The organism is Pseudomonas sp. R84 (assembly GCF_009834515.1).
Classification (GTDB): Bacteria; Pseudomonadota; Gammaproteobacteria; order Pseudomonadales; family Pseudomonadaceae; genus Aquipseudomonas.
Map to the genome: position 1 here is coordinate 2,564,692 of NZ_CP019426.1, position 14,315 is coordinate 2,579,006.

Annotated in this window: 16 protein-coding genes; 7 read left to right on the forward strand and 9 right to left on the reverse strand. The window is 56.3% G+C overall.

The window, feature by feature from the left end; all coding sequences use genetic code 11:
* Positions 1 to 93 precede the first annotated feature (93 nt).
* From PspR84_RS11515 to PspR84_RS11535, 5 genes are all read right to left on the reverse strand, one after another.
* A complete protein-coding gene (locus PspR84_RS11515; RefSeq protein WP_160057339.1) occupies positions 94 to 963 on the reverse strand; it encodes a hypothetical protein in 870 nt (289 codons plus the stop codon).
* 70 nt (positions 964 to 1,033) lie between these two features.
* A complete protein-coding gene (locus tag PspR84_RS11520; RefSeq protein WP_160057340.1) occupies positions 1,034 to 2,179 on the reverse strand; it encodes a YaaC family protein in 1,146 nt (381 codons plus the stop codon).
* 413 nt (positions 2,180 to 2,592) lie between these two features.
* The gene (locus PspR84_RS11525; protein ID WP_160057341.1) at positions 2,593 to 3,699 is read right to left on the reverse strand and encodes a DNA alkylation repair protein; all 1,107 of its coding nucleotides are present in this window, start codon (positions 3,697 to 3,699) and stop codon (positions 2,593 to 2,595) included.
* A 2-nt stretch (positions 3,700 to 3,701) separates the two neighbouring features.
* A complete protein-coding gene (locus PspR84_RS11530) occupies positions 3,702 to 4,307 on the reverse strand; it encodes a glutathione S-transferase (protein WP_160057342.1) in 606 nt (201 codons plus the stop codon).
* A gap of 61 nt (positions 4,308 to 4,368) precedes the next feature.
* A complete protein-coding gene (locus PspR84_RS11535) occupies positions 4,369 to 5,277 on the reverse strand; it encodes a MurR/RpiR family transcriptional regulator (RefSeq protein WP_122607146.1) in 909 nt (302 codons plus the stop codon).
* 402 nt (positions 5,278 to 5,679) lie between these two features.
* Between PspR84_RS11535 and PspR84_RS11540 the strand changes: the two genes are divergently transcribed.
* From PspR84_RS11540 to PspR84_RS11550, 3 genes are all read left to right on the forward strand, one after another.
* Complete coding sequence (locus PspR84_RS11540; protein ID WP_003225981.1) at positions 5,680 to 6,084, forward strand: TraR/DksA family transcriptional regulator; 405 nt, start codon at positions 5,680 to 5,682, stop codon at positions 6,082 to 6,084.
* 228 nt (positions 6,085 to 6,312) lie between these two features.
* A complete protein-coding gene (locus tag PspR84_RS11545; protein WP_160057343.1) occupies positions 6,313 to 7,917 on the forward strand; it encodes a methyl-accepting chemotaxis protein in 1,605 nt (534 codons plus the stop codon).
* Positions 7,918 to 8,030: 113 nt separating this feature from the next.
* Positions 8,031 to 8,234 carry a hypothetical protein gene (locus PspR84_RS11550; protein WP_160057344.1) on the forward strand — a complete coding sequence of 68 codons (204 nt, stop codon included), beginning with the start codon at positions 8,031 to 8,033 and terminating at the stop codon, positions 8,232 to 8,234.
* 7 nt (positions 8,235 to 8,241) lie between these two features.
* Here the strand turns inward: PspR84_RS11550 and PspR84_RS11555 are convergent, their stop codons facing one another.
* The gene (locus PspR84_RS11555) at positions 8,242 to 8,478 is read right to left on the reverse strand and encodes a DUF2789 family protein (protein WP_160057345.1); all 237 of its coding nucleotides are present in this window, start codon (positions 8,476 to 8,478) and stop codon (positions 8,242 to 8,244) included.
* A 46-nt stretch (positions 8,479 to 8,524) separates the two neighbouring features.
* Positions 8,525 to 8,776 carry a hypothetical protein gene (locus PspR84_RS11560; protein ID WP_160057346.1) on the reverse strand — a complete coding sequence of 84 codons (252 nt, stop codon included), beginning with the start codon at positions 8,774 to 8,776 and terminating at the stop codon, positions 8,525 to 8,527.
* A 422-nt stretch (positions 8,777 to 9,198) separates the two neighbouring features.
* Between PspR84_RS11560 and PspR84_RS11565 the strand changes: the two genes are divergently transcribed.
* The 3 genes from PspR84_RS11565 to PspR84_RS11575 all read left to right on the forward strand — a co-directional run bounded on the left by PspR84_RS11565 (position 9,199) and on the right by PspR84_RS11575 (position 10,986).
* The gene (locus PspR84_RS11565; protein ID WP_052178306.1) at positions 9,199 to 9,648 is read left to right on the forward strand and encodes a hypothetical protein; all 450 of its coding nucleotides are present in this window, start codon (positions 9,199 to 9,201) and stop codon (positions 9,646 to 9,648) included.
* A complete protein-coding gene (locus PspR84_RS11570) occupies positions 9,645 to 9,842 on the forward strand; it encodes a hypothetical protein (RefSeq protein WP_160057347.1) in 198 nt (65 codons plus the stop codon). The genes PspR84_RS11565 and PspR84_RS11570 overlap by 4 nt, the downstream gene beginning before the upstream one ends.
* A gap of 127 nt (positions 9,843 to 9,969) precedes the next feature.
* The gene (locus PspR84_RS11575) at positions 9,970 to 10,986 is read left to right on the forward strand and encodes an ABC transporter substrate-binding protein (protein WP_160057348.1); all 1,017 of its coding nucleotides are present in this window, start codon (positions 9,970 to 9,972) and stop codon (positions 10,984 to 10,986) included.
* Between the two features lie 89 nt (positions 10,987 to 11,075).
* Here the strand turns inward: PspR84_RS11575 and PspR84_RS11580 are convergent, their stop codons facing one another.
* Positions 11,076 to 13,208 carry a TonB-dependent receptor gene (locus tag PspR84_RS11580; RefSeq protein WP_160057349.1) on the reverse strand — a complete coding sequence of 711 codons (2,133 nt, stop codon included), beginning with the start codon at positions 13,206 to 13,208 and terminating at the stop codon, positions 11,076 to 11,078.
* A gap of 92 nt (positions 13,209 to 13,300) precedes the next feature.
* Positions 13,301 to 13,690: a DUF2946 domain-containing protein gene (locus PspR84_RS11585; protein WP_016982997.1), complete on the reverse strand. Its 390-nt coding sequence runs from the start codon at positions 13,688 to 13,690 to the stop codon at positions 13,301 to 13,303.
* Between the two features lie 94 nt (positions 13,691 to 13,784).
* On the opposite strand from PspR84_RS11585, the gene PspR84_RS11590 reads away from it, so the two are divergent.
* Entirely contained in the window at positions 13,785 to 14,225 is a 441-nt protein-coding gene (locus PspR84_RS11590; protein ID WP_160057350.1) for a DUF3995 domain-containing protein, read from the forward strand.
* The last annotated feature ends 90 nt before the right edge of the window (positions 14,226 to 14,315 follow it).

The following is a 14,315-nucleotide window of genomic DNA, read 5'->3' on the forward strand; positions in this document are numbered from 1 at the left end:
GGCAGATTGCTGCCGCTCGTTTACGGGCAGCAACGAGCCAGAGATATACCGAAAGAAATAAAAAAATTCGCGACAACGCTGTATCTCGGGTGCCTAGAACTCTAATAACGTCGTAAGGTTTTCATTCTTTGCCTCTAAGTAATCTGACAAATTCTTTGCAATATGCCGAAACGACATTCGCTTCACCTTCCCGTTTTGCAGAAATATGCAGTGCCCAAGATCATAGTCATTTTCATTTGGGAATCCGGTAGTATCGGCTGGGATGTTAATCATCCCCATAAACTCACCTAGGATACCTACCACTACTCCAAAGCACCCTTTTCCAGGAATAATGAGCACGCAGGAACAATTGCTTAGCTCTACTATCATTTTGAACATTTGGAAATCACCCGGATCTGGTAGGTCTTGATCGTTTTGGAAGCGAGTGTAGAGTCGAACATCAGGCCGAATATCCATCAAAGAATTAGCGGTTACTATTTTTCGAGGTTCGGAATGCATGACCCCTTTTCGAAACAGGTCACCATAAGCGTAGAAGCCCGCGGCCAGAGCCACCTTTGCCACAAACTTTATGTCGGCGTTTAAATCCAGCGTCAAACCATCGATTTTTACTTGACCTCCGCGGCGTTCCCCTTTTTTCAAATATCTACGTTGTTTTAAGTCGTAAATCTGCAGCCCATTCTTTGAAAAAGTTACTTGCACAGGGGAACCGTCAATCAGCGTCGCACGGCGGGCTTTTGGCTGCGGCTGGGAACCCGAGTGGCCTTTGGCATTCGCCCTGTCGCGATTGAAAAGCATCAAAAAATCGTTGGCAATAGCGCCATCAACTTTGGATCCCACTTCATTGTTGAATTTCCTATCCGCTTGAATGCAGAAACTGTCTAAGCCCCCGAGCGAAATCGGAATAATGTGCTCTTTGCTCAAGTCAGTGCTGGGTCCATCTAAATAAATGCAGTAATTGCTCATCCCATACGCTCCAAGGTCGATTTCACGTTGAGTTTTCTTGAGAGCACTACCTTCAATTTACTAGTAATGATTACTGTAGGACGATTGCGGGCTTGGCAACATCTTGCTCTGAGAACTCTGATGCCATCAAGTAGAGGAACTGCATCGGCTGCCCAGTAATAAAATCTTGGATTAGCGGGCCGAAATTGCCTTGGGATATTTTTGGTAATTGATGAGGCCTGTACCGGGTAATTGACCCCAAATAATAGGAAATTGCGTATATGCTGAGTAGTTGGGGTAAAACATGCTGCTGTTCTGCTGGTGGGCATGCATACAGATAGTACTTTCGATAGGGCGGGACGGTAGATACTATCGACCAAATACGGTCCTTAATAATCTTTGATAGTTCCTGAACCTTATCGGTGGCGTAGCCACCAATCGGAATCGGTGCCTTCATCTCGAGGGTGGTCAGAACTTTATCTGTGATAGGGTCCTGACTGACCATTTTGAAATCAACATTCAAACCGGTTCTTTTCAAGAGTTGAGAACGCGTCATGCCATGCCTGGTAAGGTTTTCGGTTTTCAAAATCATCCTAATCCATGCAGTTTTACCCTGATAGTCCTTCCAGTACTGGATGCTTTCTATTGGGAACATTCGCTCATCTGCATCCTCTGCTGCACACCACAATCGGTGTCCGCTTACCGTCTGAGGCAATAGTTTTGTTAGTTCGTAATTGAAGCTGGCGGATAGTGACGTTCCTGTCACAGCTCGTAAGAACTCATCAAAGTTTTGAAGTATTTGTTTGTTGTTCGGGCTGGGAAATGCGGCGAGGTACGCATCAACCAGCTCGACATTTGGGGCGCGGAGCTGCTCGGACAAGCCATGCTGCGCTTTATCAAATGTTGGTTGTTGTCCACGAGTCAGGCAAAAAGCTTTAACTAAATTCATGTAGCTGTAATAGAGAGAGAGCGGTCTTGACTCTAGCGTCTGTGCCTGGTTTGCAGCTTGAAAAAAATCTCGTGCTTGACGCAAGCACGCTTGGGCCTCTTCTTTAGCGGCCGCCGGGCATTTTTGGCTTATGCTTCCCTCTATAATTGACCATGGATCCAAAGCGAACAGAGTGTGTTGGACCTTATATCTGTTCTTGTGAGCAAGTGTGGCCGGCCAGAACGAGAAGTCCACAACCCGTTGCCTTGAATCAACTCTTTTTCCTGGTCGTGCTGGAGGCAATCTCATCGAACGTCATTCCATTGGCGAGTGAATTAAAAGGCCACATATTTTCGTCTTTCATGCCTGCCGTCAATTAAACGCAAGGATTCCACCAACCGTTGTCTTTCTTCAGGATCTTTTTGGCCTATCCCATTGCTTGGCGACCTTCATTGCGCGCACATGGCCGATAGGCCTTGCATACCATTAAAGCTGTCAACCCTCATTTGCCGCCAGATCGTCCGGCTTCGTCTGGCTCGAAGGTTAAAAGAAGGAAGCAGGCAAAATCAGAGGCTGGATCTGGGGAGGGTTTGATCGAAATTCTGAGACACATGTCACGGGAGCATTAGGGATTGAGAATGTCTCGCTATTGGCCGAAAGCCGCCCCATGCGCAATTCCCTATCACTCCGAGTATTGCAGATCAACGAATCCACACACGGCCTCATCCAGCAACGATGTCAAACGCAGCATTACCCAACACCTCCCCATTAACCATCACCCGTACCCCATGCCGCCCCACAAAATGCTTCCGCGTCGTAAAGTCCCTAATCACCTGCCGCCTCCCCACACCCAAACTCTCAAACCCCGCCAACCCCACCGTCTTCAACTTAAAAACCTTCCCCGAAACCCCGCCATTCGCCTTCACATAGTCAATCGCATAATCAATCACCAACCTCTGCTCATGCGCCACCGTCGACTTCACCACAAACGACAACGTAATCGCTTCCCCCAACCGCACCACCGCTGGTTCAACCCGCACATCCAACAACTCAACCTCAGCCTTCGCCCCAGCCCCAATCACCGTTAACGCCCTTAAATCCCCCTGCTTAATCAAACTCCTCAAAGCATGCTTCGCAATCCAGGCCGTGTGCTTATTCTCCAACGACCAACCTTCAATCGTGTCCAACACCCACTCCGGATGTACCTTCGTCACATCATTCAAATGATTCGCCACGGACTTGCGCACGTACAAACTCTCATCCGCCTTCAACCGATCCAGTATCCCCGCTGCCAACTGCGGATCCGCCTGCACCGCTTCCAACCGAAACGACCAGGGCAGGCGAGGGCGGCTGCCTTCGCTGGCGAGTCGGCGGACGTGGTGGTTTTCGTCTCGGGTCCAGTCGTGCATCCGTTCCAGCGAGCGCTCCAGGTCGCTGCGGAGAAAGTGGCGGATGGCAAATTCGGAAGAGCCGAAGGTGGTGAAGTATTTCAGCGCATCCATGGAGGTATCAAACGCATGTCCGCCATAGCTCGCGACGTAATGCGGCAGGCACATGCTGACGAATCCGCTGTTCAGCCTTGGTGCGAGTTCACGAAATACATCGAGGGAATCTTGGTAATCCAGCGGCAACACGGCGTGCAGGCTTTCGCTAACCCGCGCCATGCGTTGCATCACTGATAGTTCAGCGAGTCCGTCTTGGGCGTGTTTGAGAAACGCCTTGGCCTTGAACGCTGGGTAGACGGCGCTCATTTCGCTGGCAATGTGTTGCAAGCGCTCGGCGTTGAAGATTTCCTTTAACGCCGGGGCGGCGGTGTCGGTGGTGCTCATGGTCAGGTCATCGGGGTGCTGACGAACGCTTCGAGGGTTTCGGCGTAGGCGGTGTATTGGGCGATGTGGGGGTAGCGGCGGGTGTCGATCTGGTCGGGGACGACGAGGTCGGTGAAGCTCCAAGCAACCGCGAGGCTGATGCCGGCCTGGGTGAGGGTGCCGTCGGTGGGCAGGCCGGTTTTTTCCAGTTCTTGCTCGAGGGCGGTGAAGGCGGCGGCGAGTTGGCCTTCGACGCGTTCGACCCACGGCTGGTATTGGATGTCGGCCGGGCGCAGGTTGCGTTCGTAGTAGAGCTGCACGGCTTTTTCGCAAGCGGCGAGGCTGAGTCCGATCAGGCGCAGGGCTTGGGCGCGTTGTTTCAGGTCGGTTGGCAGCAGGCTTTTGCCGGCGCTGGCTTCGAGGTAGTCGAGGATGAGGGTGGAGTCCATCAGGACCACGCCGTCGTCGAGGATCAGCGTGGGGGCTTTGACCACCGGGTTGATCTGCTGGAATTGCTCGAAGTGGCGGAACACCGAGACTGACTCGTGTTCGAGGTCGATGCCAAGGCGTTTGGCGGAGATCGCCACGCGACGCACGTAAGGGGAGTCCAGCATGCCGATCAGTTTCATGACGCGTTCCTTCAAGTCAAACCGGTGGGAAGGCATAACCTAGCCGACGTTGAGGCAATTGTCAGTCGTCGAAGCCGGGTTGTTCGTGAATCTCATCGACATTCAGTTCCAGCCGATAGGCCACCGCCACAAACAACGCCTGACACAAACACAGCGTCGCACTCAGCGAGCGAAAGGCGAGGGCGCTGCCTTCGTTGACCAGCAATACGCTGTTGGCGAGTTTCGCCAGCGGCGAGAGGTGGCTGTCGGTGAGGATCAGGGTGTTGGCCTGCTGCTGGCGGGCGAAGCGCAGGCAATGTTGGGTTTCTTTGGCGTAGGGCACGAAGCTGATGGCGATGACCAGATCGTTGGCGCGCACGCTGCGCATTTGCTCGCGATAGCTGCCGCCTAGCCCGGACACCAGATGAATTTTTTTCTGAGTGTGTTGCAAGTTGTAAACGAGGTAGTCGGCGACGGCGAAGGAGCGGCGCACGCCGACGACATAAATGTTGTCGGCGTTGACGATCAGGTCGACGGCTTTTTCGAACGCGGTGTCGTCGAGTTCGCGGCCCAGGCGTTCGATGCCGGAGCGCGTGGCGTCGATGCATTCGCGGGCGAGGTCGCCGGCGCTGGCTTGCTGCGACTGGTTGGCGATCATGCTGCGGATGCGTTGCTGGTAGTTTTGCACCGGTGAGGCTTTGTGGGTGTAGGCGCTGCGGAACAGCGCCTGCATTTCGCTGAAGCCGCTAAAACCGAAGCGTTGCGAGAAGCGCACGATGGCGGACGGGTGGACTTCGCACTCACGGGCGATGTCGCTGATGCGGTCGACCATGATCCGGTCGCTCTGTTGGCTGATGTAGCTGGCGATGCGTTTGAGCTGGCGCGGCAGGGCGTCGTATTCGTCGGTGATCAGTTGCAGCAGGCGCTCGGCATTGATCGGGGGGCTGGCGAGTGAAACCTCGTCGGTGGCCGGCAGATCGGGGCGGGGCATAGGTCTTCCTTCAGGCTGTTTGATCTCACGATGGGCCTGATAGTAGGGGGGCTTTTGCGGTTCTGCTTTGCTGAAACGATGCAGTGCGTGGTAAAAAATTGCGTCTGAACGCTGTGCGGTTAGCCGTTTGTCTTCTATATACAGCCGCTCGACTGAATTTCTTGCTATAAACGCACTCCGATTGCCCGTGTGAACCCTGTGTCAGAGCAGTTTCCGGACGTTGTCGGACAAATTCCCTGTATTTACAGTTGCTGAGGCCTCATTCGGGCCTTAGACTGCCGCCCCTCGTAAATTGAGTGCCGGGTGGCATTTGCAATAAACGATGCCTTTTCGCCGACCGCACGCGGTTCGCCGAAACGCTCCCTAATTCGCCTTAATGCACGTTTTTTTATAGAGATATCAATGACAAAGGACAAGTTGCTGGCCATGCCGGCAGATGACTACATGAATGCCGAGCAGCACGCTTTCTTCACTGAGCTGTTGCAGAACATGAAAGTCGAAACCCACGAGCGCATTGAGCAAAACCGTATCGCCATCGAAAGCCTGGACACCCCGGCTGACCCGGCGGACGCGGCTTCGGTTGAAGAAGAGCGCACTTGGCTGGTGAACGCGATCGATCGCGACCAGCGCATGCTGCCACAGCTGGAACAAGCCCTTGAGCGCATCAAGGAAGACAGCTTTGGCTGGTGCGATGACAGCGGCGAGGCCATTGGCCTGAAACGCCTGCTGATCAGCCCGACCACCAAGTACTGCATCGAAGCTCAAGAGCGCCACGAGCAGATCGACAAGCACCAGCGTCAGGCCTGATTCTGTGAGGTGACCCTTTCGATAGGGGCGCCTTGAAAAGATCGCATCCTTCGGCAGCTCCTACACAGGCGTTGCTGGAGGCTGCGATCTTTGTTTTTGCTCGTCCGCAATATTTCCCCGCGATTCCATTGACCTGCCACAGACCCCACGACTAACGGACCATGGATAATGGCGTTGTAGTGGCGTTTAATGCAGTCACAACAATGAGAACAAGCGTGGGGTGTTGATATGACGAGAGATGGATCTCTGGTTGGGGCTTTGCCTGCACCAGTGCTTTTGCCGAAAAACCGCTGGATCGCACCGACCCTGCAAAGCATCGCCCTGATGCTGTTGCTGGCCGGCATGTCCCTGGCCGGATGGTCGCTGTACATTGGCATGCCGCTGGCGGTGCTGATTGTCTGGCTGCCACGCCTACGCTCCCGCACCATCCCCGATACCCAGCCTGCCGACAGCGGCAGCGCCATGTCTGAACTGACCCGCGACCTTTCCTACACCACCAGTCATAACGCCTTGTCGGCGGCCGGCGTGGCATTTTCGGTCAAGGAACTGGCGAGCAAACTCGAATCGCAACTCGATGCGGCGGCGCAGATCGTCAGCAACGCCGAGGTGATGATCGCGACTGAACACGCCACTTCACAGCTCAGCCGTACGGCGCTTGAGGCGGCCAGTCAGGCGCATCACAGCAGCGCAGTGGGGCGCACGGAACTGGTGGATTCGATCGCGCGCATGCATCAGCTCAGTCAGCGCGCCAATGCCAGCCGTGAATTGATCGAAGCCTTGAGTCTGCGCAGCGATGATATTCAGCGCGTGACCCTGGTAATTCAGTCGATTGCCAGCCAGACCAATCTGCTCGCATTGAACGCGGCGATCGAAGCGGCGCGGGCCGGTGAGCATGGTCGTGGTTTCGCGGTGGTGGCGGACGAAGTTCGCGGGTTGGCGGCACGCACAGCTTCGGCAACCGGTGAAGTGGGCGAGATGGTCGCGGACATTCAACAGCGCACGGCGCAGGTGGTTGAGCAGATTCGTGAGCTGTCCAGCGATCTGCAGACCGGTGTCGAGCAGGTCGAGCACACCGGTCAGCATCTGGAGAACATTGCACGATTGGCTGCCGGTGTGGAAAGTCAGGTCGGTGAAATTGCCCAGGGCGCGGAAACCAATCGCGAACAACTCGACAGTCTTTTTAAAGCCATTGAACAGATGCGCAGCGATCTGGCGATCAGCGATCAACAGACGCGCCGCCTCGCCGAAGCGGCGGTGCAGATGGAAGGGCAGGCGGAAACCATCAGTGAGCGTCTGGCCGAAGTCGGGCTGGATGACTATCACCAGCGTATCTACGATCTGGCGCGTGAGGGGGCGAGCCAGATTGCTGCGCGGTTCGAGGCGGATGTCGAGCAGGGCCGGATCAGCCTTGAGGATTTGTTTGACCGCCAGTATCAGCCGATCCCGAATACGCAGCCGGCGAAATTCCAAACCCGTTTCGACCGTTACACCGATCAGGTGCTGCCGGCGATTCAGGAACCCTTGTTGCCGCGTCACGAGGGGCTGGTGTTCGCCATTGCCTGCACGCAGCAGGGTTATGTGCCGACGCACAATCAGTTGTTCAGCCAGCCGTTGACCGGCGATGCACAGGTCGACGCGGTGAACAATCGCACCAAACGCAAGTTTGCCGACCGCACGGGTATTCGCTGCGGCAGCCATCAGCAACCGGTGTTGTTGCAGACCTATACCCGCGACACTGGTGAGCTGATGCATGACCTGTCGGTGCCGATCATGATCAAGGGCCGGCACTGGGGTGGATTGCGTCTGGGCTATAAACCGGAAAAACCGCGCTGAGGGATTGTTACTCTCGGTGCAATAAATCTGTGCATGGAGCTTGCTGTTTCCGCTCGAAAGAAACCATTAATCTGACCGCTTAGTTAGGTTGCTAATGATTTCGGGAGAGCTGCATGCAGTGCAGAGTTGATGTTGCCGTGATGATCGGCAGTGGCGTGCCGGCCGGTTTGCGCGCAATGGGGCGCAGCGTTTGCTGGGTGGTGTTGCTCAATGGCGAGCGTCGCGGTACCGCGTTTGCCAGTCGCGACGAGGCCGAGGAGTGCAAGGCTGCGTGGCTCGTGCAATTGCATGCCGAGCCATGTGACAGCCTTCACTGATCCGGGATTACTTGTCTCGGTGCAGGCGCACATTCAGCTCGTCGACCATGACCGCTTCTTCACCGTCCGCCCGTAACCATTCCTTTAGCAATTGCGCCTGTTGCGGTGACCAGAAGTCAGCGTCGATCAGTTTGGTGTTGGCGTCCAGTAGATGCGCCTCGATGAAATCGTCGATTGCGTTACCTTCTGAATCTAGCCCCAGTTGATCGAACAGGGTTTTCAGATCGTATGCTGGCAGTTCCATCGTGTACTCCTTCGGTGGGCGCCGGTCTGGCGTGGTAGGTGTCTCTTTATCTGAGGCAGCCATTCGCCAGGAGTTCGATCTTCGATTCAAGTGAACGGGCGAGGGCGCAGGCTTCGTTGTGATCTTCACGGAAACCTCTTACACGCCCGGTCGAGGTTTCCTTGATGTGGAAGAAGGCGTTGCCGGCCGGTACGACTTGAAAGCGTGGCCAATGCTCGTTGATGGCGCTGAGATGCAGGATCAGCGGCGATTCGATACGGGCGTCTGTGGTCATGGCAAAGTGAGTCCGAGTGCACATATGAAGTCCTTTTCATCAGTTGGCCGATATTTACAGGCCGTTTCGGGTAGTCGGAATGAGCATCGCTGCTCTAGAATCGCCAGTACCTGTTGACGACAGGGCTTATCTAAAGCAATTTTTCGCCAGCGATATGTCGGAAAAGTGCTTTTTTTCGTGAGAATTTTCCCTAAAGTTCGTAGTCAGACTGCTCTTGCCAACGGTGAGGATTTTTCCTTCAAGCTTTGGCGAAATCTGGATGAGTTTCGCGAGTGACAATCCAGTAGTCTTAGGGGCCTCGCGCTGAATCAGCACTCTGCTCGATTCGGGTATTTATTTGAGTCATTTGGTAGTTGCATTGGCCTGGCTTTTTTTTGCCGTGCGCGTTTTCCGTGTGCGGTTTTTTCAGATGTGGGGATGTTTCTTTGGCAGTCAGTAATCTCGATATGCATGCTTTGTTCGTGTTGGGTGATTTGCGTGCAAAGCTGGTCAAGTTGTTCCAGTCGCGTTTTGTTTACATCACCGAGCAGAACGCCGAAGGCATTTACGTGGCCGAGATCGACACCGAAAGCGCCTTGGTGGTCGATGACAAACCAGGGCTCAAGCTCAAGGTCGGCGATCATTTCAGTGCATCGGTCTTGCCCAGCCGTGAAGGCGGCAAGATGGATATCCGCTTTCGCGAAATCAAACTCACGGTCTATGGACTGGGCGATTACGCCTTCGTCGAAACTGCTGACGGGCACGCGATCCTGTTCAAGGAAGGCCACAGCGTGGTGACCGTGTTCGCCGCTCATCAGCAATTGCAGGAAGGCCTGACCAAAACCCTGAAAGCCGTGACCGCCAAAGCCGCCAAATGGCGCAAGGGCGAGCTGGTGACGTTCAAGGCCAGCGAGTGAGTCGCTCAGATTTCCATTCGCAGAACCTCGACACTGCACGCGAGGAAGCCCTGCGTTTGTTCGCCGCCAAGGCCGAATTGCAGGGCGCCTGGCTGAACTGGGTGGCTGCGCAGATCTACCAGTTACGTCCCGCGGAATACGCCAGCATGGTCAGACGCGAGCTGCAAAGCCTGCAGGAAAAGTCTGATTCATAACCTCGTCCGGAGTGCGGCCCGGAAAAAGCAGGAACCTCGGCTACAGTCAGTTGACTGAGTATTCAGAGGCTTGCGGTCTTCTGTCAGGCCATCCTGCCATTGCTGTGAACAGCACGAGGTGCAATGCATGAACGGATTTCGACGGTTACTGGCCGCCAGCGTGGCCACGTTCGGTTTGCTGACATCAGCGCAATCGGTGACGGCCGCCCAGGCGCCGATCCATTTTGCCGACCTGAACTGGGAAAGCGGCAGCCTGATTACCGATGTGCTGCGGATCATCGTCGAGAAGGGTTACGGCTTGCCGACCGACACCTTGCCTGGCACCACCATCACGCTGGAAACCGCACTGGCCAACAATGACATTCAGGTCATTGGTGAGGAGTGGGCCGGGCGCAGTCCTGTGTGGGTCAAGGCCGAGGCCGAAGGCAAAGTCGTCAGCCTCGGTGATACCGTCAAGGGCGCTACCGAGGGCTGGTGGGTGCCGGAATACGTGATCAAGGGCGACCCAGCCAAAGGCATCAAGCCGCTGGCGCCGGATCTGCGCAGTGTCAGTGATCTGAAGAAGTACAAGGACGTGTTCAAGGATCCGGAAGCCCCGAACAAGGGGCGGTTCCTCAACAGCCCGATCGGCTGGACCTCGGAAGTGGTCAACAAACAGAAGTTGACGGCTTACGGATTGCAGGACGACTACACCAACTTCCGCAGTGGCTCGGGGGCGGCGCTGGATGCCGAGATCAGCTCATCGATTCGTCGTGGCAAACCGGTGTTGTTTTACTACTGGTCGCCGACGCCGCTGCTGGGCAAGTTCAAACTGGTGCAACTGGAAGAGCCGCCGTTTGATGCCGAGGCGTGGAAAACGCTGACCGATGCCGATAATCCGAATCCGAAACCGACCCGGTCGCTGGCGTCGAAGCTGTCGATTGGTGTGTCTACGCCGTTTCAAAAGCAGTATCCGCAGATTGCCGAGTTTTTCAGCAAAGTGGATTTCCCGATCGAGCCGCTGAACAAGGCGTTGGCCGAGATGAGCGAGAAGCACACGGCGCCGCGTGAGGCGGCGGAGGCATTCATGAAGGCGCACCCGGACGTTTGGCAGGCCTGGTTGCCGAAGGATGTCGCGGAGAAGGTTTCGGCTGATTTGAAATAGAGGCTGATGCGGCCGGCCTCTTCGCGAGCAGGCTCACTCCTACAATTGGAATGCATTCCCCTGTAGGAGTGAGCCTGCTTGCGATGCTTTTAGAATCGGGTCTGCACCGCCAATTCGAAGGTACGCGGTGATCCGAGGTAATACGCCGGCGAAACATGCGCAAACTCGGCATACACCTCATTGGTCAGGTTACGCACGCGCCCGGTCACGGTGGTGTGCGAATCAACCTTGTAGCTGAGGAAACCGCCGAACAAGGTGTACGACGGCACGGTCATGGTATTCGCAGTATCGGCATACACCGACGCCACATACCGCGCATCCACCCCACCTTGCCATTGCGGCGAAAAGTCATAGGTCAGCCACAGATTGCCGACTCGATCCGGCACATTGGTCGGCGTGTTGCCCTTGCGTGACACCACGACACCGGCGGCATTCTTTTCGGTGAAATCATCGTACTGCGCGTCGACCCAGGCGAAGTTGCCTTCGGCCAAAAGCTTATCGGTGATCCGCAACGAACTGGCGATTTCCACCCCTTTCGACGTCTGTTGACCGACCGGAATACTGCCGGCCGGATCTAGCGGGTCCGTCACCGCGAAGTCTTTTCGCTCGATGGTGTAAGCGGCAATCGTCGCCGAGCCGCGTCCATTCAGATAATCGAATTTACTACCAATCTCCCATTGCTTGCCGGTCGAGACATCAAAGTCCTGCGTGCCGTTCGGTTGCTCGGCGGCGGTGCTGTATTGCACGTAGACGTTGGCCGACGGAATGAACTGGTAGCTCAGGCCGGCGCGGCCGGTGACTGGCTCCCAACTGCGCTTGAGGTGCTTGGGATTGGCGGCGGTGACGGTGCGATGGTTGGTCACATCGAGGTCAATGTCGTCATAGCGCAGACCGGTGAGCAGCGACAGTTTGTCGGTCAACGCCAAACGGTTTTCCACAAACAATGCCTTGGTGGTGACCTCGTTGGTTTTGTCGCTGATCAATTTCGGGTTGGTGCCGGGAATGTCGTAGAAGTGCCCCGGGCGGTAGTTGTTCGGGTCAACGGTGCTCGCACCTTTGATGTTCAGCGGCGAGTTGGTGGTCTGGTTGACCTTGTATTCGAAGCCCCCCGACCACGTGGTGTCGAGACCTAAAAGCGTGTTGTCGTGGCGCAGTTCTAACTGGTTGCCGTTCTGTTCGCCCTGATGGCGAACCTGATAGGCGGTCGAACGGTTCACCGCGGTGTTGTCGGCGTTGTACTGGTAGGTTTCGAGGTTGCGGTAATCGCGCTGGCTGTCGAGGTGATACAGCGTGTTGCGCAGGGTGGTGTTGTCGTTGATGCGGTAGTCGATGATCGAGCGTACCCAGATCGTTCGCTGCTCGTAACGTCCGTCCTCGACGTTGTAGTTGTTGAAGCGATTGTGTTTGTCGATCTTCAATTCGCCGGCCTTGGGATTGAGCACGGGCGTGCCCCAGTAAGGGCTGTCTTCGTGTTCGTCCTGATATTCCAGCGCCAGCGTGTGCGACAGGTTCGGAGTGAGATCGCTGAGCAGCGAGAACGCCACGCTCCAGGCATCGCGCTCCTGGCGGTCGATGTAGCCGTTGCTGGTGTTGTGGCTGACGTCGAGTCGCGCATAGTGCTGCACGTCGGCGCCTGGCTCGGTCAGGGCGTGGTTGAGGCCGAACGCGGTTTCGGTGGTGTCGTAGGTGCCGTAGCTGACCCGACCTTCAACGGCTTGTTCATCACGGGTGGCGAGTTTGGTCACGTAGTTCAGCGAGCCGCCGACGGAGCCTGCACCATTGATCAGCGATGACGGACCGCCGACCAGTTCAACGCGGTCATAGATCCACGAATCGACGGGGCGGGCGAGGCCGCCGGATACGTTGATGCCGTTGAACATCTGGGTAATCTGACTGCTGGTAAAGCCACGATAGGAAACGAACCCGCCGAAACCCGGCGGCGCGCTGGCGTTGACACCGGGCAAGGTGTTGGCGGCGTCCTGGAAGTTCTGCGCGCCGTGGCGTTCGATATCGTTGCGATTGGCGATGGCCACCGAAGCCGGTGTGTCACGCACGCTCAAACCCAGACGCGAAGCCATGCCGCTGGATTGGTCGAGGCTCAGGCCCGGTTCCGCGCCGGACTCGCCGTCGATGGTGATCGGCGCCAGATCCACGGTGGATTGCGCCCAGACGTTGACGGACAGGCAGCCGCACAGGCTCGCCAGTAGAGTGAGTTGTTTCATCATTGAATCCTGAATGCTTGTCTAGGAGTCAGCGCACAGGCGAACGCCGCGCGTTGGCGCAGTGGGCTGACAAATCAAAAAGGCAGGGACATTCAGGCGAGCGGCGGGGCGCGAGGGTTGGCCGAAGGCCAGGTGAAGCGGGCAGGGAGGTCAGCGCTGACGATGGGCGCCAGTGGCGGGCTGTGTTGTTCCGGCAGGATCGCCAGCGTCAGGCTGGAGTTGAACGCCGGCCCCATGCCGCCGCCGACCGAGCACAGCGGGCAGCCGAAGGCCTTGGACAGGGTCGGCAGTTGTTCTTCGGTGGGGTTGCTGGCGAGCGGCGCTTGAGTGGCCGGGTCGACTGTACAGAACTGGCCACCGATACCGTTCAGCTGCATACCGACCATTTGTCCGTGACCGATGCTGCAGGCGAACACGTTGAACAGGACGCAGCAATAGAGCATCCAGGCCAGCAGTGAGCGATCGGAACGGGAGAATTTCATGGGGCGGCACTTTACCGTACCGCTGATCGGTCGTGCACTTGAAAAAAATCCGACTAGGATGATTTGTTCAAATCCCTTTCCAAGGATTTCAACCATGACCTTTGTGTTGGCTCAATGGCTGGTGACTACTTTCGCGGTGATCGCCTTGATGCACGTGTATTGGGCGCTGGGTGGGCAGTGGGCGGCAGCGGTGGTGGTGCCGCAGGTGCCGGTGCGCGGTTTTGTCGCAACGGTGCGGCCGGCGTTCAAGCCGTCAGGCTGGCTTACGTTGATTGTGGCAGCGGCATTGTTGGTGATTGCTGCGTTGGTGTGTATGCGGGTTGGCTGGGGGATGCCGGCGGTGAGTCACAAGGCACTGCAATGGGTGATCAGTGCGATTGCGCTGTTGATGTTTGCCCGGGCGATTGGTGATTCGAATCTGGTCGGGTTCTTCAAGGAAGTGAAGGATTCGCGGTTTGCGCGGCTGGACACCTGGGTGTATTCGCCGTTGTGCGCGCTGTTGGGGGCGGGGTTGTTGGCGGTGGCTTGGGTTTGATATTTGAGGTGATCTGGAGATTGCTATCGCGAGCAGGCTCACTCCTACAGGGGAACGCATTCCAAATGTAGGAGTGAGCCTGCTCGCGAT

Coding starts and splice junctions, on each gene's coding strand:
- PspR84_RS11530 (WP_160057342.1), bottom strand. CDS start 4,307: ATGAAACTGATCGGCATGCTGGACTCCCCTTACGTGCGTCGCGTGGCG.
- PspR84_RS11535 (WP_122607146.1), bottom strand. CDS start 5,277: ATGCCCCGCCCCGATCTGCCGGCCACCGACGAGGTTTCACTCGCCAGC.
- PspR84_RS11565 (WP_052178306.1), top strand. CDS start 9,199: ATGCATGCTTTGTTCGTGTTGGGTGATTTGCGTGCAAAGCTGGTCAAG.
- PspR84_RS11520 (WP_160057340.1), bottom strand. CDS start 2,179: ATGAGATTGCCTCCAGCACGACCAGGAAAAAGAGTTGATTCAAGGCAA.
- PspR84_RS11575 (WP_160057348.1), top strand. CDS start 9,970: ATGAACGGATTTCGACGGTTACTGGCCGCCAGCGTGGCCACGTTCGGT.
- PspR84_RS11560 (WP_160057346.1), bottom strand. CDS start 8,776: ATGTGCACTCGGACTCACTTTGCCATGACCACAGACGCCCGTATCGAA.
- PspR84_RS11590 (WP_160057350.1), top strand. CDS start 13,785: ATGACCTTTGTGTTGGCTCAATGGCTGGTGACTACTTTCGCGGTGATC.
- PspR84_RS11525 (WP_160057341.1), bottom strand. CDS start 3,699: ATGAGCACCACCGACACCGCCGCCCCGGCGTTAAAGGAAATCTTCAAC.
- PspR84_RS11585 (WP_016982997.1), bottom strand. CDS start 13,690: ATGAAATTCTCCCGTTCCGATCGCTCACTGCTGGCCTGGATGCTCTAT.
- PspR84_RS11550 (WP_160057344.1), top strand. CDS start 8,031: ATGCAGTGCAGAGTTGATGTTGCCGTGATGATCGGCAGTGGCGTGCCG.
- PspR84_RS11580 (WP_160057349.1), bottom strand. CDS start 13,208: ATGAAACAACTCACTCTACTGGCGAGCCTGTGCGGCTGCCTGTCCGTC.
- PspR84_RS11555 (WP_160057345.1), bottom strand. CDS start 8,478: ATGGAACTGCCAGCATACGATCTGAAAACCCTGTTCGATCAACTGGGG.
- PspR84_RS11540 (WP_003225981.1), top strand. CDS start 5,680: ATGACAAAGGACAAGTTGCTGGCCATGCCGGCAGATGACTACATGAAT.
- PspR84_RS11545 (WP_160057343.1), top strand. CDS start 6,313: ATGACGAGAGATGGATCTCTGGTTGGGGCTTTGCCTGCACCAGTGCTT.
- PspR84_RS11515 (WP_160057339.1), bottom strand. CDS start 963: ATGAGCAATTACTGCATTTATTTAGATGGACCCAGCACTGACTTGAGC.